Source organism: Acinetobacter guillouiae (assembly GCF_002370525.2).
Lineage (GTDB): Bacteria > Pseudomonadota > Gammaproteobacteria > Pseudomonadales > Moraxellaceae > Acinetobacter > Acinetobacter guillouiae.
Genome location: NZ_AP014630.1, coordinates 2153746 through 2180189 on the forward strand (window position 1 = coordinate 2153746; position 26444 = coordinate 2180189).

25 protein-coding genes are annotated in these 26444 nt (G+C 37.7%); 13 read left to right on the forward strand and 12 right to left on the reverse strand.

Annotated elements, in window-relative coordinates:
• Nucleotides 1-81 precede the first annotated feature (81 nt).
• Nucleotides 82-1620: a threonine ammonia-lyase, biosynthetic gene (gene ilvA / locus AS4_RS09880; RefSeq protein ID WP_096734025.1), complete on the reverse strand. Its 1539-nt coding sequence runs from the start codon at nucleotides 1618-1620 to the stop codon at nucleotides 82-84.
• A 115-nt stretch (nucleotides 1621-1735) separates the two neighbouring features.
• Between ilvA and rpiA the strand changes: the two genes are divergently transcribed.
• The 3 genes from rpiA (at nucleotide 1736) to AS4_RS09895 (ending at nucleotide 3586) form a co-directional block, all read left to right on the forward strand.
• Nucleotides 1736-2407, forward strand: a complete 672-nt coding sequence (gene rpiA / locus AS4_RS09885) for a ribose-5-phosphate isomerase RpiA (protein WP_034610544.1) — start codon at nucleotides 1736-1738, stop codon at nucleotides 2405-2407.
• Nucleotides 2408-2508: 101 nt separating this feature from the next.
• A complete protein-coding gene (locus AS4_RS09890) occupies nucleotides 2509-3180 on the forward strand; it encodes a M48 family metallopeptidase (RefSeq protein ID WP_096734026.1) in 672 nt (223 codons plus the stop codon).
• Nucleotides 3181-3232: 52 nt separating this feature from the next.
• On the forward strand, nucleotides 3233-3586 hold the full coding sequence (locus tag AS4_RS09895) for a VOC family protein (protein WP_096734027.1): 354 nt from the start codon (nucleotides 3233-3235) through the stop codon (nucleotides 3584-3586).
• A gap of 70 nt (nucleotides 3587-3656) precedes the next feature.
• On the opposite strand, the gene AS4_RS09900 is transcribed toward AS4_RS09895, so the two are convergent.
• Both AS4_RS09900 and AS4_RS09905 read right to left on the reverse strand, forming a co-directional pair.
• A complete protein-coding gene (locus tag AS4_RS09900) occupies nucleotides 3657-4478 on the reverse strand; it encodes an alpha/beta fold hydrolase (RefSeq protein WP_096734028.1) in 822 nt (273 codons plus the stop codon).
• A gap of 3 nt (nucleotides 4479-4481) precedes the next feature.
• Nucleotides 4482-5234, reverse strand: coding sequence for an HD domain-containing protein (locus AS4_RS09905; RefSeq protein ID WP_096734029.1), 753 nt, complete (start codon nucleotides 5232-5234; stop codon nucleotides 4482-4484).
• Between the two features lie 446 nt (nucleotides 5235-5680).
• On the opposite strand from AS4_RS09905, the gene AS4_RS09910 reads away from it, so the two are divergent.
• From AS4_RS09910 to clpA, 5 genes are all read left to right on the forward strand, one after another.
• Nucleotides 5681-6781, forward strand: coding sequence for a GGDEF domain-containing protein (locus AS4_RS09910; RefSeq protein WP_096734030.1), 1101 nt, complete (start codon nucleotides 5681-5683; stop codon nucleotides 6779-6781).
• 120 nt (nucleotides 6782-6901) lie between these two features.
• Nucleotides 6902-7951: an N-acetyl-gamma-glutamyl-phosphate reductase gene (argC, locus tag AS4_RS09915; protein ID WP_034610273.1), complete on the forward strand. Its 1050-nt coding sequence runs from the start codon at nucleotides 6902-6904 to the stop codon at nucleotides 7949-7951.
• A gap of 82 nt (nucleotides 7952-8033) precedes the next feature.
• Nucleotides 8034-8777, forward strand: coding sequence for a DUF6776 family protein (locus AS4_RS09920; protein WP_004720739.1), 744 nt, complete (start codon nucleotides 8034-8036; stop codon nucleotides 8775-8777).
• A 21-nt stretch (nucleotides 8778-8798) separates the two neighbouring features.
• Nucleotides 8799-9224, forward strand: a complete 426-nt coding sequence (gene clpS / locus AS4_RS09925; RefSeq protein WP_004720737.1) for an ATP-dependent Clp protease adapter ClpS — start codon at nucleotides 8799-8801, stop codon at nucleotides 9222-9224.
• A gap of 9 nt (nucleotides 9225-9233) precedes the next feature.
• Nucleotides 9234-11510 (forward strand): ATP-dependent Clp protease ATP-binding subunit ClpA, encoded by a 2277-nt coding sequence (gene clpA / locus AS4_RS09930; protein WP_004720735.1) that lies wholly within the window; start codon nucleotides 9234-9236, stop codon nucleotides 11508-11510.
• A 59-nt stretch (nucleotides 11511-11569) separates the two neighbouring features.
• Here the strand turns inward: clpA and AS4_RS09935 are convergent, their stop codons facing one another.
• A complete protein-coding gene (locus AS4_RS09935; RefSeq protein ID WP_096734031.1) occupies nucleotides 11570-12478 on the reverse strand; it encodes an alpha/beta hydrolase in 909 nt (302 codons plus the stop codon).
• Between the two features lie 220 nt (nucleotides 12479-12698).
• Between AS4_RS09935 and AS4_RS09940 the strand changes: the two genes are divergently transcribed.
• Nucleotides 12699-13052, forward strand: coding sequence for a YnfA family protein (locus AS4_RS09940; RefSeq protein ID WP_004720731.1), 354 nt, complete (start codon nucleotides 12699-12701; stop codon nucleotides 13050-13052).
• 13 nt (nucleotides 13053-13065) lie between these two features.
• On the opposite strand, the gene AS4_RS09945 is transcribed toward AS4_RS09940, so the two are convergent.
• The 5 genes from AS4_RS09945 to AS4_RS09965 form a co-directional block, all read right to left on the reverse strand.
• Nucleotides 13066-14133 (reverse strand): hypothetical protein, encoded by a 1068-nt coding sequence (locus AS4_RS09945; protein ID WP_096734032.1) that lies wholly within the window; start codon nucleotides 14131-14133, stop codon nucleotides 13066-13068.
• A gap of 134 nt (nucleotides 14134-14267) precedes the next feature.
• Complete coding sequence (locus tag AS4_RS09950; protein WP_004720727.1) at nucleotides 14268-14498, reverse strand: hypothetical protein; 231 nt, start codon at nucleotides 14496-14498, stop codon at nucleotides 14268-14270.
• Between the two features lie 242 nt (nucleotides 14499-14740).
• A complete protein-coding gene (trmA, locus tag AS4_RS09955; RefSeq protein WP_096734033.1) occupies nucleotides 14741-15823 on the reverse strand; it encodes a tRNA (uridine(54)-C5)-methyltransferase TrmA in 1083 nt (360 codons plus the stop codon).
• Nucleotides 15824-15985: 162 nt separating this feature from the next.
• Nucleotides 15986-16885: a LysR family transcriptional regulator gene (locus AS4_RS09960; protein WP_004821316.1), complete on the reverse strand. Its 900-nt coding sequence runs from the start codon at nucleotides 16883-16885 to the stop codon at nucleotides 15986-15988.
• An 88-nt stretch (nucleotides 16886-16973) separates the two neighbouring features.
• Nucleotides 16974-17402, reverse strand: a complete 429-nt coding sequence (locus AS4_RS09965) for an HD domain-containing protein (protein WP_004720720.1) — start codon at nucleotides 17400-17402, stop codon at nucleotides 16974-16976.
• Between the two features lie 121 nt (nucleotides 17403-17523).
• Between AS4_RS09965 and AS4_RS09970 the strand changes: the two genes are divergently transcribed.
• Nucleotides 17524-17859, forward strand: a complete 336-nt coding sequence (locus AS4_RS09970; protein WP_096734034.1) for a hypothetical protein — start codon at nucleotides 17524-17526, stop codon at nucleotides 17857-17859.
• A gap of 209 nt (nucleotides 17860-18068) precedes the next feature.
• On the opposite strand, the gene AS4_RS09975 is transcribed toward AS4_RS09970, so the two are convergent.
• Entirely contained in the window at nucleotides 18069-19022 is a 954-nt protein-coding gene (locus AS4_RS09975) for a LysR substrate-binding domain-containing protein (RefSeq protein ID WP_096734035.1), read from the reverse strand.
• Nucleotides 19023-19367: 345 nt separating this feature from the next.
• Between AS4_RS09975 and AS4_RS09980 the strand changes: the two genes are divergently transcribed.
• From AS4_RS09980 to AS4_RS09990, 3 genes are all read left to right on the forward strand, one after another.
• Nucleotides 19368-20591, forward strand: a complete 1224-nt coding sequence (locus AS4_RS09980) for an acyl-CoA dehydrogenase (protein ID WP_096734036.1) — start codon at nucleotides 19368-19370, stop codon at nucleotides 20589-20591.
• A 247-nt stretch (nucleotides 20592-20838) separates the two neighbouring features.
• Nucleotides 20839-22155: an MFS transporter gene (locus tag AS4_RS09985; protein WP_034610301.1), complete on the forward strand. Its 1317-nt coding sequence runs from the start codon at nucleotides 20839-20841 to the stop codon at nucleotides 22153-22155.
• Nucleotides 22156-22232: 77 nt separating this feature from the next.
• On the forward strand, nucleotides 22233-23462 hold the full coding sequence (locus AS4_RS09990; protein ID WP_096734037.1) for a CaiB/BaiF CoA transferase family protein: 1230 nt from the start codon (nucleotides 22233-22235) through the stop codon (nucleotides 23460-23462).
• Nucleotides 23463-23611: 149 nt separating this feature from the next.
• Here the strand turns inward: AS4_RS09990 and ppk1 are convergent, their stop codons facing one another.
• Both ppk1 and AS4_RS10000 read right to left on the reverse strand, forming a co-directional pair.
• Nucleotides 23612-25717 (reverse strand): polyphosphate kinase 1, encoded by a 2106-nt coding sequence (gene ppk1 / locus AS4_RS09995; RefSeq protein WP_004821325.1) that lies wholly within the window; start codon nucleotides 25715-25717, stop codon nucleotides 23612-23614.
• A gap of 175 nt (nucleotides 25718-25892) precedes the next feature.
• Complete coding sequence (locus tag AS4_RS10000) at nucleotides 25893-26363, reverse strand: hypothetical protein (RefSeq protein WP_096734038.1); 471 nt, start codon at nucleotides 26361-26363, stop codon at nucleotides 25893-25895.
• Between the last annotated feature and the right edge of the window lie 81 nt (nucleotides 26364-26444).

Here is a 26444-nt window from a genome sequence, read left to right on the forward strand (position 1 = left end):
TTAACTTTTTCGAATTGTTCTGATTTTATAAAAAATAGCCCATAAAAAAATTTATAGGCTATTTCTATTTTGAAGCTCTTTCTATTTTAAGAAACGTTGATAACCTAAGTTATTGGTAATTTCTTGATATGGGTAATTGATATTTTCCAACGTCTCAATCAGTCCATCTGGGTTCTGTACCGCATCTTCTGCATCCAAGCCAACCAAAACACGTCCTTCTGCTGCACCGTGATTACGATAATGGAATAGGCTAATGTTATGGGTTGGACCAAGACGCTCTAAGAATGTTAATAAAGCACCTGGGCGTTCTGGAAACTCAACACGGAACAAACGTTCATTGGCAATATCGGCATGACCGCCAATCAAATAACGGATATGCAATTTTGCAACTTCATCATCCGATAAATCATCGACATCATAATGTAATTTCATTGCTTCATAGATATCATGGCGTTCTTTTTCACCAGCCTTTAAGCTAATACCGACAAAGACTTGAGCGGCAGATGCATCACTGGCACGGTAGTTAAACTCAGTAATATTACGCCCTTGCAAAGCACGACAGAAATTCAGGAAAGAACCTTTTTCTTCTGGAATGGTCACTGCAAAAATGGCTTCTTTACGTTCACCAAGTTCGGTACGTTCAGCAATATAACGTAAACGGTCAAAGTTCATATTGGCACCGCAAACAATCGACACCATGTTTTTGCCTTCAAGACCGTGTGCCGTGACGTATTTTTTAATACCTGCGAGCGCCATAGCACCTGATGGTTCAACAATACTACGACATTCATCATAAGTGTCTTTAATTGCCGTACAAATTTCATCTGTATTGACCAGTACCACATCACGTTCAACAATTGGACCTGAGTTATCAGATTTTTGTAGTTGAATGACTTCAAATGGCTTTTCACCGATTTGAGCAACGGCTGTACCATCTGCAAATAAGCCTACAGAAGGGAGTATCACACGTTGATTGGCTTCAAATGCTGCTTTTAAACATGCAGATTCATCATATTCGACAGGAATAACTTTGACATGCGGGGCAACATCACCAAGATATGCTGCTACACCAGCAATTAAACCACCACCGCCCACAGCAACAAATACATATTCAACATCACGCCATTGACGCAATATTTCATTGGCAATTGTACCTTGGCCGGCCATAACCAGTTCATCGTCATAAGGCGGAATAAAGGTTAAACCTTCGTCATTTGCACGTTGAATGGCATATTTGTTAGCAACATCAAATGAGTCGCCGTGAAGCACAACATCACCACCCAAACGCTTTACTGCTTGAACTTTAATGTCAGGGGTGGTTTTCGGCATCACAATAATGGCGCGAATACCTAACTTTTGACCAGATAAAGCCACGCCCTGAGCATGGTTACCTGCTGAAGCAGTAATAACGCCACGTTCCAACTGAGATTTCGGTAATTGACTAATACGGTTATACGCACCGCGTAGTTTGAAGGAAAAGACAGGTTGTAAATCTTCGCGTTTAAAGCGAATGTTATTGTTTAGTTTTTCACTAATTCGTGGCGCTGCTTCGAGTGGGGTTTCGATTGCAACGTCATACACCGTTGCCTGTAATATTTGTCGAACCAAACGAGACAGCATGTTAATTTTCCATCTAACAGTTTAAAATGAGCGCTCATTGTAACAAACCGTTGTACCTTTGCGTTTTAAAATTATGCAAAATGTGCAGGAAATTGAAATTTTATTGAGAGATGTCATGAGCCTTTATGCAACCCAGGACGAGAAAAAACAAGCTGCAGCCCAAGCCGCTTTAAAACACTTACCAAGAGGGGGCATTTTGGGAGTCGGTACTGGTAGTACAGTGAACTTCTTAATTGAATTATTACCTCAGTTACAACTTGAAGCAGCCGTAGCCAGTTCAGAAGCAACAGCTCAACGTCTTAAGAAATTAGGCATTGAAGTGGTTGATATGAACCATGTTGGTGGTTTAGATGCTTATGTAGATGGTGCTGATGAAATTGATCGTCATTTACATATGATTAAAGGCGGTGGTGCTGCACTCACGCGTGAAAAAATCGTGGCATCTATTGCGAAAAAGTTTGTATGTATTGTTGATGACTCGAAATGGGTCGATCAATTAGGCCGTGAATTTCCATTGCCTATCGAAGTGATTCCTATGGCACGTTCAGCAGTTGCGCGTAAAATCGTATCTTTAGGCGGTGACCCAGTTTATCGTGAAGGTGTAGTAACGGATAATGGTAATGTCATTCTAGATGTGTATAACTTAAATATTTTGAATGCATTAGAGGTCGAAAAAACCATTAACGATATTCCTGGTGTAGTGTGTAATGGTATTTTTGCGATCAATAAAGCTGATGTCGCTGTAGTTGCCACCAATGATGGTATTGAAGAGCGTACCGCAGGATAAGAAAAAATTTCCCCTAACTTCTGCTTGAGTAAAGACGAGGTTTACTACCTACCTTTTTTTAAGTAAGCGTTGGGGGAGATTCTAAAAATAAGCGTATTAAGATGGCAAATCTTCCTGAAATAAAAATCACACATCATGCACGTGCAACACGCTTACGTTTACGTGTTGAACCCACGCAGATTCGCCTAACTGTGCCCAAATATTGTACCCAACGTCAGATTCAGCATTTTTTACACGAGTCTGAACAATGGATGATTGAGACATGGCATAAACAGCAGGAAAAAATACAGCAAGTTGATCAGATATTACCGACAAGCTTGCAACTGTTTAATTTAAAGCAGCCCTTAGAAATTATTTATAAAACTCAAAAAAATAGCTATATTTTAGATGAGCAAAAGCATCAGTTATTTATCAGCGAGCGTCAGCCTGAAAGCTATTTAAAAGCTTTTGTGATTGCTTATGCAAAGCATTATTTACCGATTTATTTAAAGCAAGTCAGTGATGAAACCCATTTAAAGTTTGGACAGTGTGCTGTTCGACACCCGAAAACGCGTTGGGGAAGTTGTACAGCCCGTCATGATATTATGCTCAATAGTGCATTGGTTTTATGTGATCAACAAATTACCCGTTATGTCTGTGTACATGAATTGGCACATACCAAACATTTTGATCATAGCGCTGCTTTTTGGTCTGAAGTTGAAAAGCATGATCAACACTATCAGCAGCATCGTAAAGTTTTAAAAAGTAGCGTAATGCCTTGGTGGTGGGCGTAATAAAATAAGTAAATTTCTAGATTGCATTAAAACAAAAAATGAGGAAAAGCGTATGAGTGTAAAAAGAATCATAAGTAATATTAAAGCTTTAGATTTAGCCAGTGCCCAAGCTTTTTATGGTGATTTTTTAGCGATGGACTTGGTGATGGATCATGGTTGGATCAAAACATTTGCCAGTCAGGAAATGATGCATCCACAAATCAGTATTGCTTCGAAAGGGGGAAATAATACAGATGTACCCGATTTTTCAATCGAAGTCGACAATGTGGATGAACTTTATGAAAAAGCCAAAAAATTAGATTTAGACATTCTCTATCCGTTAACCAATGAAGACTGGGGTGTTAGGCGATTCTATGTCAAAGATCCATTTGGAAAGATAGTAAATATTTTGCAACATATTGAATAATTTAATTACTTAAGTTGGGTTTTTAAAAAGCAGTGGAATAAATTGGTTTCAGAGAAGTCAAAAGCAAAACTTATTCAGTAAAACTATTGATCCATTCTATAATTATTTCGACGACTTGATCAGGCTGTTTAATCCATGCACTATGTTGATTGCCTTGGGTTTTATGGGTTAAATCCAGTGTGTTTATTTGTGGGTTTTTAAAATAACCACTGAGGCCAAGCATTGAAGACATTGGTGCAAAATCATCGCCATTTAAATAGACAAATAAGGCAGCATTATTCACTACGTTTTCTTGCCCAATGATATGTGCATAATTTCCTGTAAAGACAACTTTGGACCAATCACGCATTAAGGATTTTGTCTCTTTATTCCCAAAAGCAATTTTATAGCCTGCAAAATAACCATCTTTTAAAATCATGACGTTGATCACTGTGACTGCTTTTAAAATATTGATTTTACCTTTTAAGTCCCAATTTTTTAAACCGATATTGCCTGTGGCAACACCAATGACTTTGTTTGCATGATTTTGTGCATAAAGTGTTGCTAAATGTCCACCTAAACTATGTCCAAATAAGATTGGAACTTGTTGGTTTAGTTCTAAGGCCAGCTTTTCCAGTTGAGGAATAAAGTCATTGAGTAAATCAGCATAACCATAATCAATCTTTGCTGAAACAGGCGGAGTATTACGCCCACAATGGGGATAATCAGCCACAATAACATTCAAGCCACTTTGGCTTAAAGCGGTAATAAGCACCTCGTATTTACTGATTGCTATGCCTAGCGCAGCCAGCAAGATAACACTATGGCTGTTTTCAGGGTTTGAATAAATATCGACTAGAATTGGATATTGCCCAAAATTAATATTCTTTTGGGTAAAAGAGGTATTTTTCATGATTTAGTCCTTAAAAATATTCATTTGAATCATGTTTGAAAGTCCGAGTTTGTGCATTAAAGCAGTCCGTGATTGAGGGTTTCTTTTTGCTTCAATTGAGATAAGTTTACGCATTTCTGAATTAAAATGTACCCGTGGATATTGGTTTAAAATTTGGTTTTTAAAACTGTTTGAAAATAAGTAGAGATCAGTCCCAATTACATCACAGGAAGTGGCTTTTTGTAGTAATAGCACTTCTTTAGAAAGACTGTGATCACTTTCATCTAAACTGCCATTCATATGTAAACAAATCGCATTTGAAATATTAACCATTTTGTCTTCGGGATAATGGTGTTTGCTACAGAGTGTTTCAGCTCTTAAGGCACTTTCAAAGCTAAAACATTGACATGCATATTGATCTAAATGATTAACCAGTCCTAAATCATGCATCAAACATGAAATAACAAGACTTTCTTGATCAAATTGCCATTGTTTGGTGTGGGCGATAGCAACAGCCCAAAAATAGCTCCGCCAAGAATGATTGATGATCGCTTGAGAGGCTGTTTGCTCTAATTCGTTCATCGCTTCTTTGACAATTGCTGTGTCAGGAATCTGAAAATTATCCAGTGTAAATGATGTCGAATCATGATTCGCTTTTAGAAAAGTTTTGCCATAGTTCAGTGTGGCAGGAATGAGAACTTGTTTGATAAGCTGAGTTTTCTCTGTAAAGCTAAGTTTTCCATTACTTGTATTCATCCACGCTCGTGATCCAATCATGACCAATGCGTCCTTTTGTTGATTTTAGAGTAATTACTCTAAATTATTATGCATAAATCATTTAGCAAGACAAGACCGTTTCTTTGAATTTGTTTGAATAGTCTTTTATGCCAAAAACGAGAATTAAAATGAAAAGGTTTGTTTATCATTTTTTAGAGGTTTAATTTGATGATTTTATAGGCGATATCATTAAATTACATGTTTATTTGTGTATTTATCATCATAAATTTTAAGTAAGGGTATAATGCCTTAAAAGTATTTCTTAATAAAAACAGTTAAATTACAAAATAGTCTGATTATTTTAAGCATAAGTTGGGAGTGAATTAAAAAATACACTAAACTTGGCGACTTGCCAATATTTCCTATTTCTTATCATAAAGATATCAGACGTGAATTTTGCAGATACTCATTACTTTATTTTGATTGTACCGATCTGCCTGATATTAATGGGCAGTTTACTTTTGATCTGCCATTATTTTTTTAAAGCACCTACTTATTTATTTTGGTTGGGTCTTGGATATATCGTGCCGTCTTTTGCTTTAGCTGCACAAAGTTTTATGTCTAACCAACAATTAACATTCTCAGCCCCTGTTGTTGGTGGTTTATACCTATTTGGTGCATGGGCCAGCGCCTATACTATGGCATTGAGAAAGAAAGCCAGTGCGCACACTTTAGTGGCTTTCATTTTGATCCTTATCACAATATGTCTGCTGGTCTATTATTCTTTTGTTGATGAACAGCTATGGATGCGAATGCTAATTTTAAACCTGAGCATTGCCACAGTTGAATCCTTAGTTTTAGTATCTATTTTTAAAGATGATAAGCAAAGTGATTGGTTAAATAAGCTGGTCGATTATTCTTACCTTTTTATTGTTTTATATACTTTTGTCCGCGTCATTATTATTTTCTTATTTTTGAAAAATATTGAAGCCAGTATGCTGGTAAATTCAGCATGGTGGTTAATGATGCTTGCTGCCAGCATTATCCTGAGCATGTGGTTTGCGATCGTACTTTTGGGAACATTAGTACGAGATATTATTTTGAAATTAAATGATGAACGTTCTAGAGATCCATTAACACATTTACTCAATCGCCGTGGATTTTATGATGCTGCTAAAATCAATTTAATCGATTTGCCAGAAAAACAATATTTTTTGTTGATGTGTGATGTCGATCATTTTAAGAAAATTAATGATACCCATGGGCATCTGGTCGGTGATCAGATTTTGCAAAGCGTAGGTCGTCTTGTTAGTCAGCATGTCGGTGAAAAGGACTTAGTGGGGCGTTTTGGTGGTGAAGAGTTTATTGTTTTATTACAAGTTGAAGATCTAAGTTATGCCTATAAAATTGCTGAGCGTATGCGGACTGCTATTGAAACTGAGCAATTTTTAACTCAACAGATCTTATTGACAGCCAGCTTTGGCTTAACACAAGTACGACATCGTAATTTAGCGAGTGGTATAGAAGCTGCTGACAAACTTTTGTATGTTGCCAAACGTAGAGGACGCAACTGTATTGCGCAAGATTCATCAATCGAACTTATGTGAATTTTACTTTATCATAATGCTAAAATATCATAAAAACCCAGTAAAATAGTTTAGAAAGCATCAACTTCCTGTCATACTACAGCACTACAAAATGGATACTTTTAAATCGAGGTAAAAAACGTGATTTCAGTGGGTATTGTCGGTGGAACAGGTTATACAGGCGTTGAATTGTTGCGTCTTTTACTACGACATCCAAATGTTCAAGTGAATGTACTGACATCACGTACCGAAGATGGTCGCCGTGTAGATGATATGTTTCCAAGCTTACGTGGGCACACCGAGCTTAAGTATTCAGACTTAAACATTGATGAATTAAAAAAATGTGATGTTGTGTTTTTTGCGACCCCGCATGGTGTGGCAATGCAGCATGCACAACAACTTTTGGCAGCAAATAGCAAAGTTATCGATTTAGCCGCTGATTTTCGCTTGCAGAATTTAGCACAGTTTGAAAAATGGTATGGGATGCAGCATGCCTGCCCAGAGATATTGAAAGACTCTGTTTATGGTTTATCAGAACTTAATCGTGAACAAATTAAAAATGCCAATGTTGTCGGTAACCCGGGTTGTTACCCAACCACTGTTCAGTTGGGATTAGCGCCACTTTTTAAGCAAGCTGAAACATTGGTTAAACCGGAAAGTATTATCATTGATGCGAAATCTGGTGTATCAGGTGCAGGGCGTAAAGCTAGTCTTGGCATGATTTATTCTGAAAATGCAGATAATTTTAAAGCCTATGGCGTTGCTGGACATCGTCATCATCCTGAAATTGTAGAAGCATTAGAAAATATTTCGGGTCAAAAAAATGTATTTGATCAGATTCTTTTTGTACCGCATTTGGTTCCGATGATTCGTGGTATGTTCAGTACAATCTATGTTGATTTGACAGAGCAAGGTGCAGCAGCAGATTTACAAAGTCTTTATGAAAAATTTTATGCAAATGAAATATTTGTAGACGTAATGCCTGCAAATAGTTCACCAGAAACACGTTCTGTACGTGGTGCAAACCAACTCAGAATTGCACTGTATAAACCGCATCCGAACAAGTTAATTGTTTTGTCTGTTCAAGACAATTTAGTCAAAGGTGCGGCAGGACAGGCTGTACAAAATATGAACTTAATGTTTGGTTTTGCTGAAGATGCTGGTTTACAAGGTATCGGATTATTACCATAAAAAACGCTTTATGGCTTCACACACATATAACTTTGCGGTTAAATGTGTGTTTTGATTCTATCAATAATACTTAGAGATGATGATGCAGAACACAGAAACAAATACCGCGTCACAACCAGCTCAAGCACCAAAAAAGCCTTTTTTAAAAGGGAATATGCCTTTGGTGATCGGTGGGGTTGTATTATGTGCTGGCAGTGTACTTTTAGGTTATACGGTTGGACATCGCCAAGGGCTAACGGTAGTCGGTTTTGATGCAGATGCAGAACAGTTGGTAGAAGTTGTGAAGCAACAAAAAACAACGCTGGCTAATTTAAATAAAAGCCTAAATGCTGCTGTACAGGAACGAGACGTGGCTGTTTCGAACTCTAACGATTTATTAGAGTCATTGAACAAAGCCAATGCTGAAAAATCACAAGTTGATGTGATGAGTGCGATTTATCGTGAAGTGTTAAAACAACGTGGCGGTTTGAGTTTAACCATTCAAAACTTGGCCGTTAAGCCATTACCAGAAAACGCTTATGAATATCAGCTTGATCTTATTCAAGTTAGTCCAAGACGTGCGACGGGTTCTGTTGAAATTCGTTTGATTAGTGGTACTGAGGTGTTAACAGTGCCAATGGCAGATGCGAATTATAATTTTACTGATTATGAGCGTTTAACTGGACGTTGGACCATGCCTAAGGGCTTTAATCCACAATTTATCGAAATCCGCCTAAATGGTGCCACGCCAGTGGTTAAACGCTTTAGTTGGTCACGTGGGCAAGCTGTAGACAGTGCAGCTGCGTTTGCTGCAGAGGTTCCTCAAGCTGCGGCTAATTCTCAATAAATCATAAGTATTTTGAAAAATATGCGAACTAATAAACGTCAAATGAGTTTAAATGAAGTGAAATCATCATTCCGTGATTCAGGATTTATAGATTGGCACTTGAGTATTCGTATAAGTAATTCAGAAGATCCAAACCATCCAGACCATGATCAAGCAGATGTTGCAGTACAAACTGCGCCACCTGAAGTGAAGCGACCACCGATGTATTCTGTCGTTTTATTGAACGATGATTACACTCCGATGGACTTTGTTATTGAAATTTTACAACAATACTTTGCTTTGAATCTTGACCAAGCCACTCAAGTAATGTTAACAGTACATTATGAAGGAAAAGGTGAAGCTGGTGTTTATCCAAGAGACATTGCGGAGACTAAAGCCAACCAAGTTAATAACTACGCTCGATCTCAAGGTCATCCATTGCTTTGTCAGATTGAGCCAAAAGAATAAGGGGGTTTCATGCTCAGTCGTCAATTAGAAGTTTCACTCCGTTTGGCTGTTAGCATGGCTCGTCAAAAGAGACATGAGTTTCTTACGGTTGAACATTTATTATTGGCTTTACTTGATAACGATTCAGCGGTAAATGCCTTAAAAGCATGCGGCGCTGAAATTATCAGTTTGCGCAAAGAGTTAGAGGAGTATGTAGAACAACATACCCCTAAACTAGGAGAAAACAACGACCAAGCCCCTCATCCAACTGAAAGTTTTGACCGTATCTTACAACGTGCAATTTTCCACGTTCAGTCAAGTGGCGGTGATCGCACAGTAGAGGGTGCAGATGTACTGGTTGCGATGTACTCTGAGCGAGATTCTTTTGCCGTTTATTTGCTAAAAAGACATCAAATCAATCGTTTGACTTTAACCCAATATTTGTCACACGGTGCGCGTAAAGAAGAAATTCAAGTTGAAGAAGAATCTGATGATTTAGAAGGTGAATCAAATGCTTCAGCAAATGCTGGACCACTTGAACTTTATACTTTGAATTTGAATATTGAAGCGCAAAAAGGCAAAACTGATCCTTTAATCGGGCGTGAAAAAGAAATTGAACGAACTGCTCAAATTCTTTGCCGTCGCCGTAAAAACAACCCATTGCTTGTGGGTGATCCTGGTGTGGGTAAAACATCGATTGCTGAAGGTCTGGCATGGTTGATTGTGAATGGTAAAGCACCTAAACCACTTGCGACTGCTGAAGTGTTTAGTTTAGACATCGGTGCATTGGTTGCAGGTACAAAATACCGTGGTGACTTTGAAAAACGCTTGAAACAGCTTCTCAATGCTTTGAAAAAGAAACCAGAAGCAATTTTATTTATTGATGAAATTCATATGATCATTGGTGCTGGCTCAAGTATGGGCAGTACCATGGATGCATCGAATTTAATCAAACCTGCATTGGCGAATGGTAGTTTACGTTGTATTGGTTCAACCACTTTCCAAGAATATCGCCAAGTATTTGAAAAAGATCATGCACTATCACGTCGTTTCCAAAAAATTGATGTGAATGAGCCTTCTATTTCAGAAACAATTGATATTTTGCGTGGTTTGAAAAGCAAGTTTGAAGATTTCCATCATGTTAAATATGAAGATACTGCGCTAGTTTCAGCGGTTGAGTTGTCTGCTAAGTTTATTAATGATCGTTTCTTGCCAGATAAGGCGATTGATGTGATTGATGAAGCTGGTGCACAACGTCGTTTAAAAGCTGAACAAGATGATACCTTGATTACAGTTGAAAATATCGAAGATATTATTTCGAAGATTGCACGTATCCCGCCAAAAACAGTATCTAAAGATGATAAATCGGTACTTGAATATCTAGAGCGTGATCTTAAACGTGTGGTATTTGGTCAAGATGAAGCGATTACAGCTTTGGCTTCTGCGATTAAACTGTCACGTGCAGGTTTGAAAGCGCCAGATAAACCAGTGGGTAGTTTTGTTTTTGCAGGTCCTACAGGTGTTGGTAAAACTGAAGTGACCAAACAATTGGCAAAATTGCTGGGTGTAGAGCTTGTTCGTTTCGATATGTCTGAATATATGGAGCGTCATGCTGTTTCTCGTTTGATTGGTGCGCCTCCAGGTTATGTTGGTTATGATCAAGGTGGTTTACTGACTGACGCGATTCATAAGAATCCGCACTGTGTCTTGTTATTAGATGAAATTGAAAAAGCACATCCAGATGTCTTTAACTTGTTATTACAAGTTATGGATCATGGTGCTTTAACCGATAACAATGGACGTAAGTCTGATTTCCGTAATGTGATTATTGTATTGACTACCAATATCGGTGCTGAAAGTATTTCTCGTAACAGTATCGGTTTTACTGAGCAAGACAATAGTAATGACAATCAAGAAGCGATGAAACGTGCATTTGCACCAGAGTTCCGCAATCGTTTAGATGGTGTAATTCAGTTTAAAGCATTGCCTACCACAGTGATTGAGTCTGTTGTTGATAAATTCTTAACCGAACTCCAAGCGCAGTTAGATGATAAAAAAGTGGTACTGGAAGTTGATCAATCTGCTCGCGATTGGATGGCTGAGAATGGCTATGACCGTTTAATGGGTGCTCGCCCAATGCAACGTTTGATTCAAGAACATTTGAAGAAACCACTTGCTGAGATGATTCTATTTGGTGAGCTTGCGGATCATGGTGGTAACGTTGCTGTCTCTGTGAAGAAAGAAAATGGTAAGGCGGTAGGGCTTACATTAGAAGTCTTTGAAGATCAGACTGCTGAACCAGCATAGTTGTGAATGAGCTTTAAAATAACCCGCATTGATTGCGGGTTATTTTTTGAATTAGACGCTTATAAAATATCAATTTTCTTTAACCAAGTTAAGAATAATGTCGGCCATTGTGTTGTTTCAGTATTGGCTTTGCCTAAGCCCCAACCATGTCCACCATTTTTGAAAAGATGTAATTCATAAGCGATCTTGTGTTGCTGCAAAGCGGTTTGCATATTGAGACTATTCTGAACAGGTGAAATCGGATCATCAATGGCGTGGGCTAAAAAGGTTGGAGGTGTATTCTGTTTGACTTGTAAATCTACTGAAAACAAAATTTGTTTGGCTAAATCATGTTTTGATCCAAATAAGCTTTTATAAGCATGGGTATGATCTAGCGGCGCTTGCATACTAATGATTGGATAGAGTAGCGCCACAAAATTAGGCCGAGCGGAAATTTGATCAATCGGATCATTTAAACTCGAAAATTGTTGTTGCCATTGTGTCGCAATGATTCCAGCTAAATGCCCACCTGCGGAGAAACCCAGTACACCAATTTTGTCTGGATCAATGTTGAATTGATGTGCATGATAACGAATGATACGCAGGGCTCTTTGGCCATCTTGAAAGGGCGCAAGCAGATTATTGCCATCCTGATTAGGTAAGCGGTAGATTAATTCAAATACGGTAAATCCCCGTTCTTGTAAAAACTGTGCAGTTGGCGTGCTTTCTTTGGCCAATTCCTCTCTGGCATAACCCCCACCACTAATGACTAAAATAGCGATATGATTGCTCTGTTTGGGGGAATATACGCGCAGTTGAGGAGAGGTGATATGCTCAATAGCACCATGCTTATTTATCGTATATTGTTCACTGGATGATGCCAGTGTCGCGCTATTGGGCCACAGTGGAAGACTCAGTGTTGCTGCATCTACATTTTGGCTAAGCCAGAGGAAAATGAAGAAATTAAACACGAAATGATTTATTTTCATCCATAAAAAACCAAAAAATGTATATGCTGATATTTTATCCTATTTTAAACAAGGCACATTCATCAACATATTTTAAAAATGTATGCTTTTGTGGATGAGGCAAACAACAACTACAATTTATAGATAAAAGCTTAGTTGTTTTAGTCTGCTCAAAATTTTATTGCTTAGCTCGCGTGAAAATCACATATACTCTAACTTCATGATTATTCTTTGAGTATCAATGGACATTGCATTTACTAAAATTTTAACTACGATTTTATTATTTCTTGTCACAGCTGTTGCAGAAATTTTAGGTTGTTATTTTCCTTATTTGATTCTGAATCAAAATAAAAGCCATTGGTTATGGATACCTACCGTTTTAAGTTTGGCGGTATTTGTCTGGCTATTGACCTTGCACCCAGCTGCTTCAGGGCGTATTTATGCCGCATATGGTGGTATCTATATCTTTAGTGCACTGATGTGGCTGAAATTTGTCGATCAAGTCAGCTTAACTCGCTGGGATTTGTTTGGTGGATGTATTGTAATCATTGGGGCTTTGGTGATTATTCTGCAACCACAAGGTTTGATTCGTTAAGTCTCCAACAGCATTATTGTAAAGTATCTTGTGTTGTTTCAAGTTGATTGATCTTACATACTTTGGGAATTGCTTTACGATATGCAGCATAATCCTGTTTATATTGTTTAAACCATTTCTGATATTCAGGATTTAGCCTTAAATTGGCAAGATTGGGTTCATTTTCAAATGAGGATGGTTCTGTATTGTTCTCATCAGAAAATTCTAATTGTTTTAAGTAGGACAATGCTCGATCCGTTTGACCAAGCAGCGCATAGAACTCAGCGAGAAATTCCTTTTCTCGCTGAGTTTGCTTACGATTCTTATTCACCACAGCTTCAATTTTAGCCTGATTATCACGTAACCATTTTTCAGCAAGTTTCGGGTCTTCACGATTGAGATATTTAAAATACTGTTGCGCTAAAATAATAAAATTTCCTGCATCGAAAGCTTGATTTGGATCAGATAAATAGTGAAATAAAGGCTTTTTAAGTATATTGATGAGGCGTTTTTGCTCATTCTCATCACGATGATATTTCTGTAACAGCATTAGTTTGTCACTGAGTACAGCATAATAATTTTTCTCATACTCCTCATTGTCTGGTTGTAACTTCATTAAGGTCTCAAATAGTTGTTCAGCCTTTAGCAAATAGTTTAGACGTGACGTTGGGTCTATGTTTTTCCGATAATACACCGACATTTGCGCGTAGAATAACCCTAAATTATTGATTGCGATTGTATCGTTAGGATCACGTTTTTTTAACGCAAAATACGCCTGCTCAGTAAGTTCTTGAAAAGGCTGAGAGAGCGTGGTGCAGTGTTGTTCAAGCAAATATTCAGCATATCCAGAAGTCAGAATCGCATAGTTGTGTAAATAGACAGAATCGTTATATTCAATGTCTTTGGCTTTTAACAGTTTTTGCACATTGGGTTGGGCTTTCTGGATTTGAGCCTTAATCTGTGGTTCAAGTTTGGCTAGATTTTTGGTTACTAATACTTGATCAGTTAAATCTTCTATGGCTTGAATCTCATCATCGTTGATATCTGCATAGCTAATTGAAGCGTTGAGTGATAATAAAAAAATAACAATTTTAATTTTCATTGTTGATTCTGCGTTTATCTATTCTTTGAAATAATTGTATACAAGCCAAGGAGAAACATCAAAAGTTGTTCTATTGGAATTAAAAAAGCATCCAGTAAACTGAATGCTTTTTCTTTCTTAGCGGTCATCCATGACTATTGAATAGGTGGATGCTGTAATTGGTTTAACTCTTTTTTACTGAAACCTCTAGAGATAAGTACCTTTTTAATCCCAGTAATTACATCCTGATCTGTCGCTTTCATCAACGCTGATAAAAGTTGATCATTGGATTTACAAGAGCAATCATTTTCAACACATGCAATTTGATTTTTATGTTCATTTTGCAATGTATCTTCAGCCGTAAACAGCTTTTGCCAAAAACTCATAGAGCCTTCATACACAACCTAACATAGTTCGAAATATAGCCGTTTTTTAATAAAATACAAGATCTGAGCGAAATAGATGGTCGAGTTATAGGCTGATTTTTTCGATGATTTGATATGTTTTAAACGGTTTGTTAAAAGGCCATGTTTTAAATGATTTATAACTTAATGATATATCAATAAATAATTTAAAGAAGTAGCTGTCATGCTAATTTACATGACAGTCTAATCTTGTAATAAATTGTTTAAATTTTTTCGAGAAGAACCCCAGATTCTACATGATGGGTGTAGGGGAATTGATCAAACATCGCAAATTTCACAATTTTATGGGTTTTAAGCAAGGTTTTTAAATTGTCGTGTAATGTATCTGGATTGCATGAAATATAAAGAATACGTTGAAAACCTTGCAATAGCATTAAGGTATCGTCATCAATCCCTGCACGTGGTGGATCAACAAAAACTGTATCAAACTCATAGCCCTGAATGTCTATTTCTGCTTCTTGTAAACGACGGAATTCACGTTCTCCGTTATAGGCCTGAGTAAACTCTTCTGCTGAAAGGCGTGCAACTTGAATATTGTTGATCTGATTCTGTTGAATATTCCACTGTGCCGCATAGACCGAAGATTTCGCTAATTCAGTTGCCAAAACACGGTTAAAACTCAAGGATAAGGGAAGGGTAAAGTTACCATTACCACAGTACAATTCGAGTAAGTCTTTATTTTTACCTGCAACGGACTGACACGCCCATTGCAACATTTTTTGGCAAACTTGCGCATTGGGCTGAGTAAAGCTACTTTCAATTTGTTTATATTGAAATTTACGCTCAAAAACTTGTAATTCTTCCACAACAAATTCATCAGTTAAGACAACTTTTTGTCCGCGACTGCGACCAATGATTTTAACATTCAGCTTTTCAGCCAATTGTTTTGCTAAAACTTCCCATTCTTCACTCAGTGGCACACGGTAAATCAATGAAACCAGCATTTCGCCCTTGAGCGTTGCTAGAAAATGCACTTCAAAAAGCCGTTTTGATAAGACTGAATTGGCTTTTAGCTCAGCCAATAAAACTGGCATAAGCTGATTTATACTTTGATCTGCGATCGGAAATTCATCGATACGAGCAACAGTTTTTTGTTGATTTTCATCTCGTTCAAACATGGCATAGAACATATCATCTTCAGTATGCCAAATTCGGAATTCTGCACGCATACGGAAGTTTTGTTCAGGTGAAGCAAATACTTCTAACGAAGGTGGATTAAATTCTGCGAATTGAGTTTGGATTCGTTCAATTTTGGCATCAAGCTGTTGTTGATAAGATGAAGTCATATAAATCAGAAAAACATTGGAATTAAGCAGTAGCGATGGTATCAAAAATAGCACCAGATGGACACCAGATTGCAGTCCATCTTTGTCAATTTATTTAGATCGGCTTGTCTATTGAAATAATCCTAGGATTCTTTAATCAAAGTGACGATGAAGATAAGTTACTCAACACTTACTTAAGTGCTTAACCAAATAGTCAATAAAGACTCTTACCGCAGGAAGTAAGCCTCGGCGAGAAGGGTAAACAGCGTGAAAGATCCCGTGCGGTGCTTTCCATTCAGGTAAGACACGAACCAATTCGCCTGTGGCGACAAAATCATTAGCAATCGTATCTGGAAGTAAGGCAATACCACAATTTTGGCTGGCTAATTTTGCCAGCATCATTAAATCCGACCCCATGAGTATCGGGTTAACTTTAATTTTTTTCTGTTGATTTTCACTATCATGTAACACCATTTGTTGATCTAAGTGCTCATCAACCATACTTAAAATTCGGTGTTCAGATAAATCTTCTGGTTTTTTGAGCATACCAAATTCATTTAAATAGGCTTGGCTTGCAAGAAGGTGCTGTTCAATATGTCCAAACTTTCTCAGCACTAAGCTCGGGTCATCGTCCAGATTTGCGCGCACACGCAAGGCGACATCAAAACCTTCATTGATGATATCTACTCGACGATTACTGACTAAAAGTTGTACTCTGATTTCAGGATAAGTTTTTAAAAAGTCAGGAAGGATTTTGGACAATTCACTTTGCGCAACGGTCACAGGTACACTGACTTTAATCACACCACGTGGTTGTTCACTGAGATGATCAACCAGATCATGCGCTGATTGTGCTGCATTCATCATCACTTGGGCATGGCGGTAAATATTCATGCCAATGTCTGTAACTGCGAAATGACGTGAACTTCGTTGAATTAAACGAACCCCTAATTTTTCTTCTAAATTATATACACGGCGACTGAGCTTGGATTTAGGAATATCCGTTGCACGTTCAGCCGCACTAAATCCCCCATGCTCTACAACCAAACCAAAGCAGTAAAAGTCATCCAAATCAGTGAGCATAAATACATTCCATAATTGCAACAATGACGCACTATTAAACTTAATTGTTGCATCAAGTCAACTTGTTAATTGTGAAAATTTTCTAAGATTAGGCATTGCCTGTCATGAGAATATTTTGAACTTGCTTATATTCTTCTAATCTTAAAAGGTCTTTAGTGGTCGGATGTGGAATACGGGTGATATCCATGTTATCAGCAACATCTGCCAGTTTTACCACACGTGCAATTGGATTTTTTACTGCACGGTAGGCGGCTTCGATTCTAGATTCACCTTCTTTTTTGGTCAAGGCAACAACGGCATCGACAATTTCTTGACTAAAGCCAAGTGAGATTAAATCGACCACAGTGGTGTCGGTATCTTCTAAGATGTCGTGTAATACAGCAACAATCTGTTGATTGGGTGTTTTAACTTTGAACATCAACCTCAGAGGGTGAAAAATATAAGGCTGTTGCGCTTTATCTTTTTGGCCTGCGTGTTTACGAGCTGCTAAAGCAATCGCTTTTTCAATCGTTGACATAATATCCTTAGCTTTGTTTCGTGTATTTATAAAATATGAAAAGCAGTTTTAGATTTATCTAAAACGAGTGTTTAATTTCCCTAACTCGTTTAAAATACAATTTTATTCTGTTCCAAAGCGTATGCCATTTCAACTGATCACTTTAGAAAATTCTCAAGAAAATGTTACATGCCCACATTGCCAACATGCGGTCATTGATTGGAATGAAGAACAATATCTACAACCGTGTATTCATACCTTGTTCATTGCGATGGATTTGGGCTTTGAATATATTTCCGATGAATTTGAAGCGACCATGCCCCGTAGCGTCGATGAAATCCATGCTCATGATGATCAGGGATTGAATATTTTCAATGAATTATCTGAGAGTAATTATTCTGATTACCTGATTTATAAAACAAGCTTAGGTGTTGTAGGGGATCAAGATTTTTATCGTTATATTGGATTTAGCGCTTAAATTTTAAGATCGGTAGTCATTCATTTGTTTTTTAGCCTACTCTTATTAAAGATACTGTATAGGTATTAAAAATGGCGGAGTAGGCTTGTATTTTCTGTTGTAGGTGCTGTTCTTTTCATCTCCTACAAGCTGAGTTTTTTCATCACAATATAGAAGCTAAACTGCATTCTATAAATCTTGAACAAACTATTGTTTAACTTGAAATCGCGTTATTTTAAAAAAGTACTTTGTGATTGTTCAACTTCTGTCAATAACCATTCAACAAATTTAGCAATGAGGGGTGTTTGCTGTTGTTCTGCATAGACAAAATAATAGGCACGTGAACCTTTTAGCTTAATTTCTGAGGCGATAATTAAATCACCTGAGCGCAGTTCTTTTTCCAGTAGTTTTTGTGGAATAAGCGCAACCCCCATATGATGTATGGCTGCCACCGCAAGCATCGAAAATAATTCATGCCGTTGTCCTTCTAATGCAAAAGGATGCTCATAACCAGAAACTTGAAACCACTCTTTCCAAATATAGGGGCGTGTGGTTTGTTGGAGTAGGGGCAGCGTGGCAATCTCTTCCGCCGTTAAGCTTCGACGTAAATCTCCTGAAGGCCCTCTTAGCTCTGGAAAATGCTTAAAAATTAACTCAGCAGAACACACCGGAACAACATCTTCATTCATTAAATAGTGGACTTTTGCACCTGGCCAATTTTCAATTTGTGCAGGTGTACCTGTATATATTGCTGCATCAAAAATATGCTCACTGAATAAAAAGGGTTTGGTACTGGTCTCTAAATGAATGGTAATTTCAGGGTATATTTCATTGAACTTATACAGTCGGGGTAACAGCCAGCGTGTTGCAAATGTCGGTACAACCCCCAATTTTAGCGTACCGCCTAAACCTTTATGGCTCATTAAATCGAGTGTGCTTTGCTCAATACCCAATAAATGAGCTTTGATGTTTTTATAATAATGTTCACCGGCTTGTGTTAATTCAACGCCATGCCGTGTTCTGTTAAATAGATTGAGTCCTAAAAAATCTTCGAGTTGTTGTACTTGGCGAGATATCGCACTTTGAGTAAGATGTAGCTCTTGAGCTGCAAAGGTATAGCTTAGATGCTTGGCAGCCGCTTCAAAACATATCAATGATTGTAATGAGGGAATCATTCTACGCATATTCATTCCTTGAATATCAAAGTTTAGTTAAGACTAAATTTAATCTATTCATATCTAGCAAAAAGAACTCAAAGCAAAGCAGATGTATGTAATGAATCTTCCATCAAACCATTTGGTTTTACCTCGAATGAAAATTTATAAGAGGATGTAAAGATGATAAAAATCTGTTAAAAAGCCTCGTTTAATACCCGCATACTTGAACCGTAGTCATTGAGCGAGCCATATTATAAAAACACAAGATATGCGTAAATGGAATATCTGAGTGAGAATTAATCGTTTGAAAGTATGAATTTTCACACCTAACATCACTACTAAGACAACAAGATATGTTCAGCAAAGGATGCTATGAATCAAATGGTTAATTCTACAAAAACGGCACGTGTTCAATTTAACTGGCAAGATCCATTTTTATTGGAACAGCAACTTACTTCTGAAGAACGCATGATTCGTGATGCTGCTTATGCCTATTCACAAGACAAACTGATGCCAAGAGTTTTGGAACAATTCCGCCATGAAAAAACAGATGCTTCTATTTTTCGTGAAATGGGTGAGTTAGGTTTGCTGGGGCCGACAATCCCTGAAGAATACGGTGGTGCAGGTCTAAACTATGTCAGTTACGGTCTTATTGCCCGTGAAATTGAACGCGTAGATTCTGGTTATCGTTCAATGGCAAGTGTACAAAGCTCATTGGTGATGGTGCCTATCAATGAATTTGGTTCTGAAGAGCAAAAACAAAAGTACTTACCTAAATTAGCTACTGGCGAGTTTATTGGATGTTTCGGTTTAACAGAACCTGATCATGGTTCAGATCCAGGCAGTATGATCACCCGTGCCAAAAAGGTCGAAGGTGGTTATCGTCTGACTGGCGCAAAAATGTGGATTACCAATAGTCCAATCGCTGATGTCTTTGTGGTCTGGGCCAAAGAAGTTTCTGCTGAAGGTAATGTCGGTGAAATTCGTGGCTTTATCCTAGAAAAAGGTTGGGAAGGACTTTCTGCGCCTGCGATTCATGGCAAAGTCGGTTTGCGTGCATCGATTACTGGTGAAATTGTGATGGACAATGTTTTTGTTCCTGAAGAAAATGCATTTCCCGAAATTCGTGGTTTGCGTGGACCATTTACTTGTTTAAATAGTGCACGTTACGGTATTGCATGGGGGGCGATGGGGGCGGCAGAGTTTTGCTGGCACACTGCACATCAATATACGATGGATCGTAAACAATTTGGACGCCCATTGGCTGCGAATCAATTGGTGCAAAAGAAACTTGCAGATATGCAAACTGAAATTGCTTTAGGGCTGCAGATCGCATTACGTTTTGGTCGTATGAAAGATGAAGGTATTGCTTCTGTTGAAGGCACTTCACTGATTAAACGCAACAATTGTGGTAAAGCTTTAGATATTGCGCGTGTTGCTCGAGACATGATGGGTGGCAATGGCATCAGTGATGAATTCGGTGTCGCTCGCCATCTGGTCAATCTGGAAGTGGTCAACACCTATGAAGGTACCCATGATGTACATGCCTTAATTCTCGGGCGTGCACAAACTGGTATTGCTGCCTTTAGTAACTAAAATCAACTGTTTTAAAACAGGGATGCTTAAATCTAGCATCCCTTGTAGGATTTTTTGCCTTAAATTTCATCAAAACTAAGGTAAAAATAAATTAATGATAAAAGGATTCATCGTGAAAAATATCTGATTATTCTTTTAACTCTCATACTTAACTCTAAATTGATGCAATAAAAATAACAAAGAAATAAGTAGAGAGAAAGATAAAAAGTGACCGATGACTCATTTGGGAAAATGAGGTAGAGGAAAAATGAACAATGATGTTCGATCAGTTACAACTTCAACAAAATTATCCATGCCATCCAATATTGGAACCTTTGAAAAAATAGGCCCAAATACTTGGAAATGGGCACTTTTATTCGCCTATTTCGCTATGGTCGTCGATGGCGTGGATATCATGTTATTGTCCTATAGCTTAACCAGTTTAAAAGGTGAGTTTGCATTATCTACTTTTCAGGCTGGTGCCTTAGGCAGTGCCTCTCTGGCAGGTATGGGGATTGGTGGAATTTTAGGGGGATGGGCATGTGATAAGTTTGGCCGCGTACGTACCATTGCCAATTCTGTATCGTTTTTCTCAGTTGCAACATGTTTGTTAGGCTTTACCCAAAGTTTTGAACAATTTATGGCATTACGATTTATTGGTGCACTAGGGATTGGAGCCCTTTATATGGCATGCAATACCCTTATGGCTGAATATGTTCCTACAACGTATAGAACTACGGTATTGGGTACATTACAAACAGGGCAAACCGTTGGATATATTGTTGCTACATTATTAGCTGGTGCGATTATTCCTGATCATGGTTGGAGAGTCTTGTTTTTTATCACGGTTATTCCAGCATTTATCAATATTTTCTTGCAACGCTTTGTACCTGAACCAAAGTCTTGGCAGCTCAACAAAATCAATCAGCTTCAAGGCAAAAAACCAGTTGAAGCTACAGTTCCCGAGAAACCGAAAAGTGGCAGTATTTATAAACAAATTTTTGCCAACTTTAAGCACCGTAAAATGTTTTTATTGTGGATGACTACAGCCTTCTTCTTACAATTTGGTTACTACGGAATCAACAATTGGATGCCAAGTTATCTAGAAACAGAAGTGCATATGAACTTTAAAAACATGACCAGCTATATGGTGGGTTCATATACAGCAATGATTCTAGGCAAGATCTTAGCGGGATATTTGGCAGATAAATTTAATCGTCGTGCAGTATTTGTGTTCGGTACCATAGCCAGCGCTGTATTCTTACCTGTGATTATTATTTTTAATACGCCAGATAATATTTTGTACTTATTGATCACTTTTGGTTTCTTATATGGCATTCCTTATGGCGTAAATGCGACCTATATGGCGGAATCATTTTCTACCGATGTTCGAGGTACAGCAATTGGTGGTGCATATAACATTGGGCGAGTGGGTGCAGCTATTGCCCCAGCAACCATTGGTTTCCTTGCTTCGGGCGGAACATTTATGACGGCATTTATCGTGATGGGCGCAGCTTACTTTGTTGCAGGGGTACTGCCTGGCTTATTTATCAAAGATCGTCAATATGACCCACAACAACAATAGTCAACGCTTGTTTAAACAGATTCAGTAAATCGTAAAATTAAGGAGTATTCGCTTACTCCTGACATAGAGGTAAACATATGGGTGCATTACAAGGAATTCGAGTTTTAGATCTGAGTCGAGTACTGGCAGGTCCGTGGTGTGGACAAGTTCTTGCAGATCTAGGCGCCGAAGTGATTAAGATTGAACGCCCTAAAGTTGGTGATGACACCCGTATGTGGGGCCCGCCGTGGATGCTTGATCAACAGGGTAGAGCGACACGAGAATCTGGATATTATCAATCTGCGAATCGCAATAAATCCTCAGTGGCAATTGATATGGCAACGCAGGATGGGCAGCGATTATTACAACACATGGTGAAAACCGCAGATATTGTGATTGAAAACTTTAAAGCAGGTTCATTAAAAAAATATGGTTTGGATTATGAAACGCTCAAGCATATTAATCCAAAATTGATTTATTGCTCTATCACTGGCTTTGGTCAAGATGGACCGCGTGCAGAAGAACCGGGTTATGACTTTATTATTCAAGGTATGTCTGGCTTGATGAGTATTACTGGTGAGAAAGAAGGTGAGTTAGGGGCAAGTTCACAAAAAGTTGGTGTGGCGGTGGTTGATATTCAGACTGGGCTATATGCAACAATTGCGATTCAGGCGGCACTGATTTCTCGTCAGCAAACAGGTGTTGGACAATATATTGATATGTCGTTGTTGGATGTACAGGTTGCTGGACTCGCCAACCAAGGTATGAACTATTTAAGTTCAGGTATCGCACCTCAACGAATGGGTAATCATCATCCCAATATTGTGCCTTATCAGACTTTTAAAGCGCAAGATAAGGAATTTATTCTGGCCTGTGGCAATGATAAACAATTTAAAGATTTATGTATTGCGATTGGAAAACCTGAATTGTTAGATCAACCAAACTATCTCCGTAATCAAGACCGGGTGAAATATCGTCAAGAATTGGTTACTTTGTTGTCTGAATATTTTTTATCAAATACCGCGAAGCATTGGGTCGATGCAATTCATGCAGTGAAAGTACCTGTTGGGGTGATTAATTCAGTTGCAGATGCTTTAGATGAACCCCAAATTCAATATCGTAAAATGGTGGTCAATATTCCACATACAGATAATCCTAATTTTAATGTGATTGGTTCGCCGATTAAAATGACAGGAACACCTGTTGAATATCGTAATGCACCACCACGCTTAGGAGAACATACCAAAGCGATTTTAGAAGAATTTTGTTCAGATGATGAATTGTTACAGTTAAAGCAACAAGGGGTTATTGAGGGTATTGGCTTATAGTCGGTTGATTTTAAAGAATATTGAAATCAACGTATAGGATCAATCAAAGTGATAGCTTGATTAGGGTGCTGCAATGCCGCATTAATCATTCAAACCCTCCTTTTTAAGGAGGGTTGTTATGAATTATTGATAATAACAATATGAAAGAATTACGCTGTAGTGGGAATAATCCGTTGTTGCATCAACACCTGTTGGGCAATATAAGGTTTTTCATCATCTTTGGGTTGAACTGCATGCCATTGATCATTGGCATCGAGTTCCCAAGCACGAATATTGTCCTTTAAATAACTGAGTAGCCCATATTCAATAATCTGTTTTTTAAGCTTTTTATCTTCAATTGGAAAGCAAGTTTCGACCCGAGAAAATAAGTTTCGACCCATCCAGTCAGCACTTGCGCAGTATAAGTCCTCATTGGCATCATTATAAAAATAATAAACACGAGTATGTTCTAGGAAGCGCCCGACAATAGAACGAACTTTAATATTTTCGGAAAGTCCTTCAATTTGTGGTCTTAAACAACAAATCGAACGAATAATCAGCTCTATTTTAACCCCAGCTTGAGATGCTTTATACAAAGCTGTAATCAGCTTAGGTTCAGTCAATGCATTGACTTTAATGATGATACGGGCTTTTTTACCCGCTTTTGCATGTGCTGTTTCTTGCTCAATCAAATGTAACAGCTGAGAGTGTAAGGTGAAGGGAGCATGAAAGAGTTTTTTTAACTTTAACAATTTACCCATACCTGTCAGCTCTTGGAAGATCTTATGTACATCTTCACAAATTTCATCATTTGTAGTCAGTAAACCATAGTCGGTATACATCCGTGCATTTCCAGCATGGTAGTTGCCTGTGCCAAGGTGTACATAACGTTTAAGTTTGTCGATTTCACGTCGCACAATTAAAATCATTTTGGCATGGGTTTTATAACCGACAATACCATACACCACAACTGCGCCAGCTTCTTGTAGAAGATTTGCGACGATAATATTGGATTCTTCATCAAAACGCGCACGTAACTCGATAATCGCTGTAACTTCTTTCCCATTGCGAGCAGCTTCTGCCAGCACTTGTACAATTTCTGAGTCTGGACCACTACGATATAAAGTTTGTTTAATTGCTAAAACATTGGGGTCTTTTGCCGCTTCTTTGAGTAGATTGATAACGGGCTGGAAAGAATCAAATGGATGATGTAATAGCAAATCTTGCTTGCTTAATATTTCAAATATTTTATTTGAATTTCTTAAGGCTTTGGGAATAACGGCTTGATAAGGCTTAAACCTTAATTCTGGAATATCAAAATCAGTAATTAGACGTGTTAAATTGACAGGGCCATTCACTTGATAAAGATGTTGTGGATCTAAATCAAATTGTTCTAATAAATAATTATTAATTGAATTTGGGCAATTATCTGCGATTTCTAAACGAACTGCACGACCAAAACGACGTGAAGATAATTCATCTTTCAATGCTACTGCTAAATCATCGACATCTTCTGCCAAAGTTAAGTCAGCATTACGGGTGACACGGAATTGATAGCATCCTGTTGCAGTCATGCCGGGGAACAAATCACTGATATGCTGTTGGATAATGGCTGACAATAAAATGTAATGTTCTGCGCCGTCTGTGAGCTCGTTTGGTAAGCGTACAACACGCGGTAAGGAACGAGGTGCGGGTACAATGGCCAGTTCAATCTGACGACCAAAAGCATCTTTTCCTTCTAAGGTGACAATAAAGTTTAAGCTTTTATTGACCAAACGCGGGAAAGGATGAGCAGGATCTAAGCTAATTGGTGTTACAACAGGTTGTACTTGTTTAAAAAAGTAATTTTTAATCCATTCCGCGTGTTTTTCTAAAATATCATTATATTGGATGAATTTGACGCCATAGTTTTCTAACTCAGGCAATAACACATGGTTTAAGGTGTCGTATTGCTCTTGAATCGCAAGATGTGCGTTATGTGAAATTTGCTCAAGAATGACTTCGTTTGGAATACCATCTGGCGCTGTGGTAATGGTTTTGAAGTCCAGTTGTTTCATTAATCCAGCGACACGAATTTCAAAAAACTCATCTAAATTACGTGAAAAAATAATGAGAAAATTCAATCGTTCAAGCAGAGGATGAGTTTCATCTTTTGCTTGGGCTAACACACGTTTATGAAATTCCAGTAAGGAAATTTCACGATTAATATAGCTGCTAGAGCTATGTTGAAATTCAGGCGTGGTTAAACTTTTTGAAGCGGGCATGATCTGCGTCATTTGAAACTGTCTTAACGACCTTGAAGGGCATAGTAAGTATTCTACATGACAAAATTGTTACAGATAGTTAAAATTTTGAAAATTGTCTTAATCGTTAGATCAACTTGAAAAAAAAACGAATCTGCTTAGACAAAATGTGAACTGATACAATGCACCAAGACAATATGATTACAAATTAAAATTTGCATTGCTCATTTTTGAGTTTTAGCTCATATGCTTTCTGTTCAGACATCAGTTTTATTTTTACATAATAAGGATTTTGACGTTGGAATTCATTTTCAAAAAGTAAATGACAATTTTCAAGCATTCCTTCCATCAAAAGTTGCTGAGTTTTTTCCTTACCCATGCTATTTGAAAACTGATTAAAATCTTTAGATGTAATTAAACCTTGCAAATCAACATGATCATGATACATATGAATTTTCTCAATCACTGTGTTTTGGTCGACTTGTACAGGCAGCACGCGAGAGTCTTCTTCACTTAATGCAGTTAAAACATCATCTAAATTTTGTTGATCTATAATTTTATAATCCTGTCCAATCAAATTCTTTTGAATCAAATAATCATCTAATTCAGTTGCATAACTACTTTGAGAAATGAGCATGTACACTGACATTGCGAATAAAGGAATTATTTTAAATTTCATTTGAATTATACACATATTAAAAATATGGATTTTATTATACTGAAACAAAAAATAAGCACCATAGTTGGTGCTTATTTATCT

Bases quoted from the DNA above. Each gene is read 5' to 3' on its own strand.
- AS4_RS09980 (WP_096734036.1), top strand. From the start codon at position 19,368: ATGAATCAAATGGTTAATTCTACAAAAACGGCACGTGTTCAATTTAAC.
- AS4_RS09970 (WP_096734034.1), top strand. From the start codon at position 17,524: ATGCCATTTCAACTGATCACTTTAGAAAATTCTCAAGAAAATGTTACA.
- trmA (WP_096734033.1), bottom strand. From the start codon at position 15,823: ATGACTTCATCTTATCAACAACAGCTTGATGCCAAAATTGAACGAATC.
- AS4_RS09940 (WP_004720731.1), top strand. From the start codon at position 12,699: ATGGACATTGCATTTACTAAAATTTTAACTACGATTTTATTATTTCTT.
- AS4_RS09910 (WP_096734030.1), top strand. From the start codon at position 5,681: ATGGGCAGTTTACTTTTGATCTGCCATTATTTTTTTAAAGCACCTACT.
- clpS (WP_004720737.1), top strand. From the start codon at position 8,799: ATGCGAACTAATAAACGTCAAATGAGTTTAAATGAAGTGAAATCATCA.
- AS4_RS09920 (WP_004720739.1), top strand. From the start codon at position 8,034: ATGCAGAACACAGAAACAAATACCGCGTCACAACCAGCTCAAGCACCA.
- AS4_RS09960 (WP_004821316.1), bottom strand. From the start codon at position 16,885: ATGCTCACTGATTTGGATGACTTTTACTGCTTTGGTTTGGTTGTAGAG.
- rpiA (WP_034610544.1), top strand. From the start codon at position 1,736: ATGAGCCTTTATGCAACCCAGGACGAGAAAAAACAAGCTGCAGCCCAA.
- AS4_RS09950 (WP_004720727.1), bottom strand. From the start codon at position 14,498: ATGAGTTTTTGGCAAAAGCTGTTTACGGCTGAAGATACATTGCAAAAT.
- AS4_RS09900 (WP_096734028.1), bottom strand. From the start codon at position 4,478: ATGAAAAATACCTCTTTTACCCAAAAGAATATTAATTTTGGGCAATAT.
- AS4_RS09985 (WP_034610301.1), top strand. From the start codon at position 20,839: ATGAACAATGATGTTCGATCAGTTACAACTTCAACAAAATTATCCATG.
- AS4_RS09895 (WP_096734027.1), top strand. From the start codon at position 3,233: ATGAGTGTAAAAAGAATCATAAGTAATATTAAAGCTTTAGATTTAGCC.
- AS4_RS09890 (WP_096734026.1), top strand. From the start codon at position 2,509: ATGGCAAATCTTCCTGAAATAAAAATCACACATCATGCACGTGCAACA.
- AS4_RS10000 (WP_096734038.1), bottom strand. From the start codon at position 26,363: ATGAAATTTAAAATAATTCCTTTATTCGCAATGTCAGTGTACATGCTC.
- ppk1 (WP_004821325.1), bottom strand. From the start codon at position 25,717: ATGACGCAGATCATGCCCGCTTCAAAAAGTTTAACCACGCCTGAATTT.
- AS4_RS09965 (WP_004720720.1), bottom strand. From the start codon at position 17,402: ATGTCAACGATTGAAAAAGCGATTGCTTTAGCAGCTCGTAAACACGCA.
- AS4_RS09975 (WP_096734035.1), bottom strand. From the start codon at position 19,022: ATGCGTAGAATGATTCCCTCATTACAATCATTGATATGTTTTGAAGCG.
- AS4_RS09935 (WP_096734031.1), bottom strand. From the start codon at position 12,478: ATGAAAATAAATCATTTCGTGTTTAATTTCTTCATTTTCCTCTGGCTT.
- ilvA (WP_096734025.1), bottom strand. From the start codon at position 1,620: ATGCTGTCTCGTTTGGTTCGACAAATATTACAGGCAACGGTGTATGAC.
- clpA (WP_004720735.1), top strand. From the start codon at position 9,234: ATGCTCAGTCGTCAATTAGAAGTTTCACTCCGTTTGGCTGTTAGCATG.
- AS4_RS09945 (WP_096734032.1), bottom strand. From the start codon at position 14,133: ATGAAAATTAAAATTGTTATTTTTTTATTATCACTCAACGCTTCAATT.
- AS4_RS09905 (WP_096734029.1), bottom strand. From the start codon at position 5,234: ATGATTGGATCACGAGCGTGGATGAATACAAGTAATGGAAAACTTAGC.
- AS4_RS09990 (WP_096734037.1), top strand. From the start codon at position 22,233: ATGGGTGCATTACAAGGAATTCGAGTTTTAGATCTGAGTCGAGTACTG.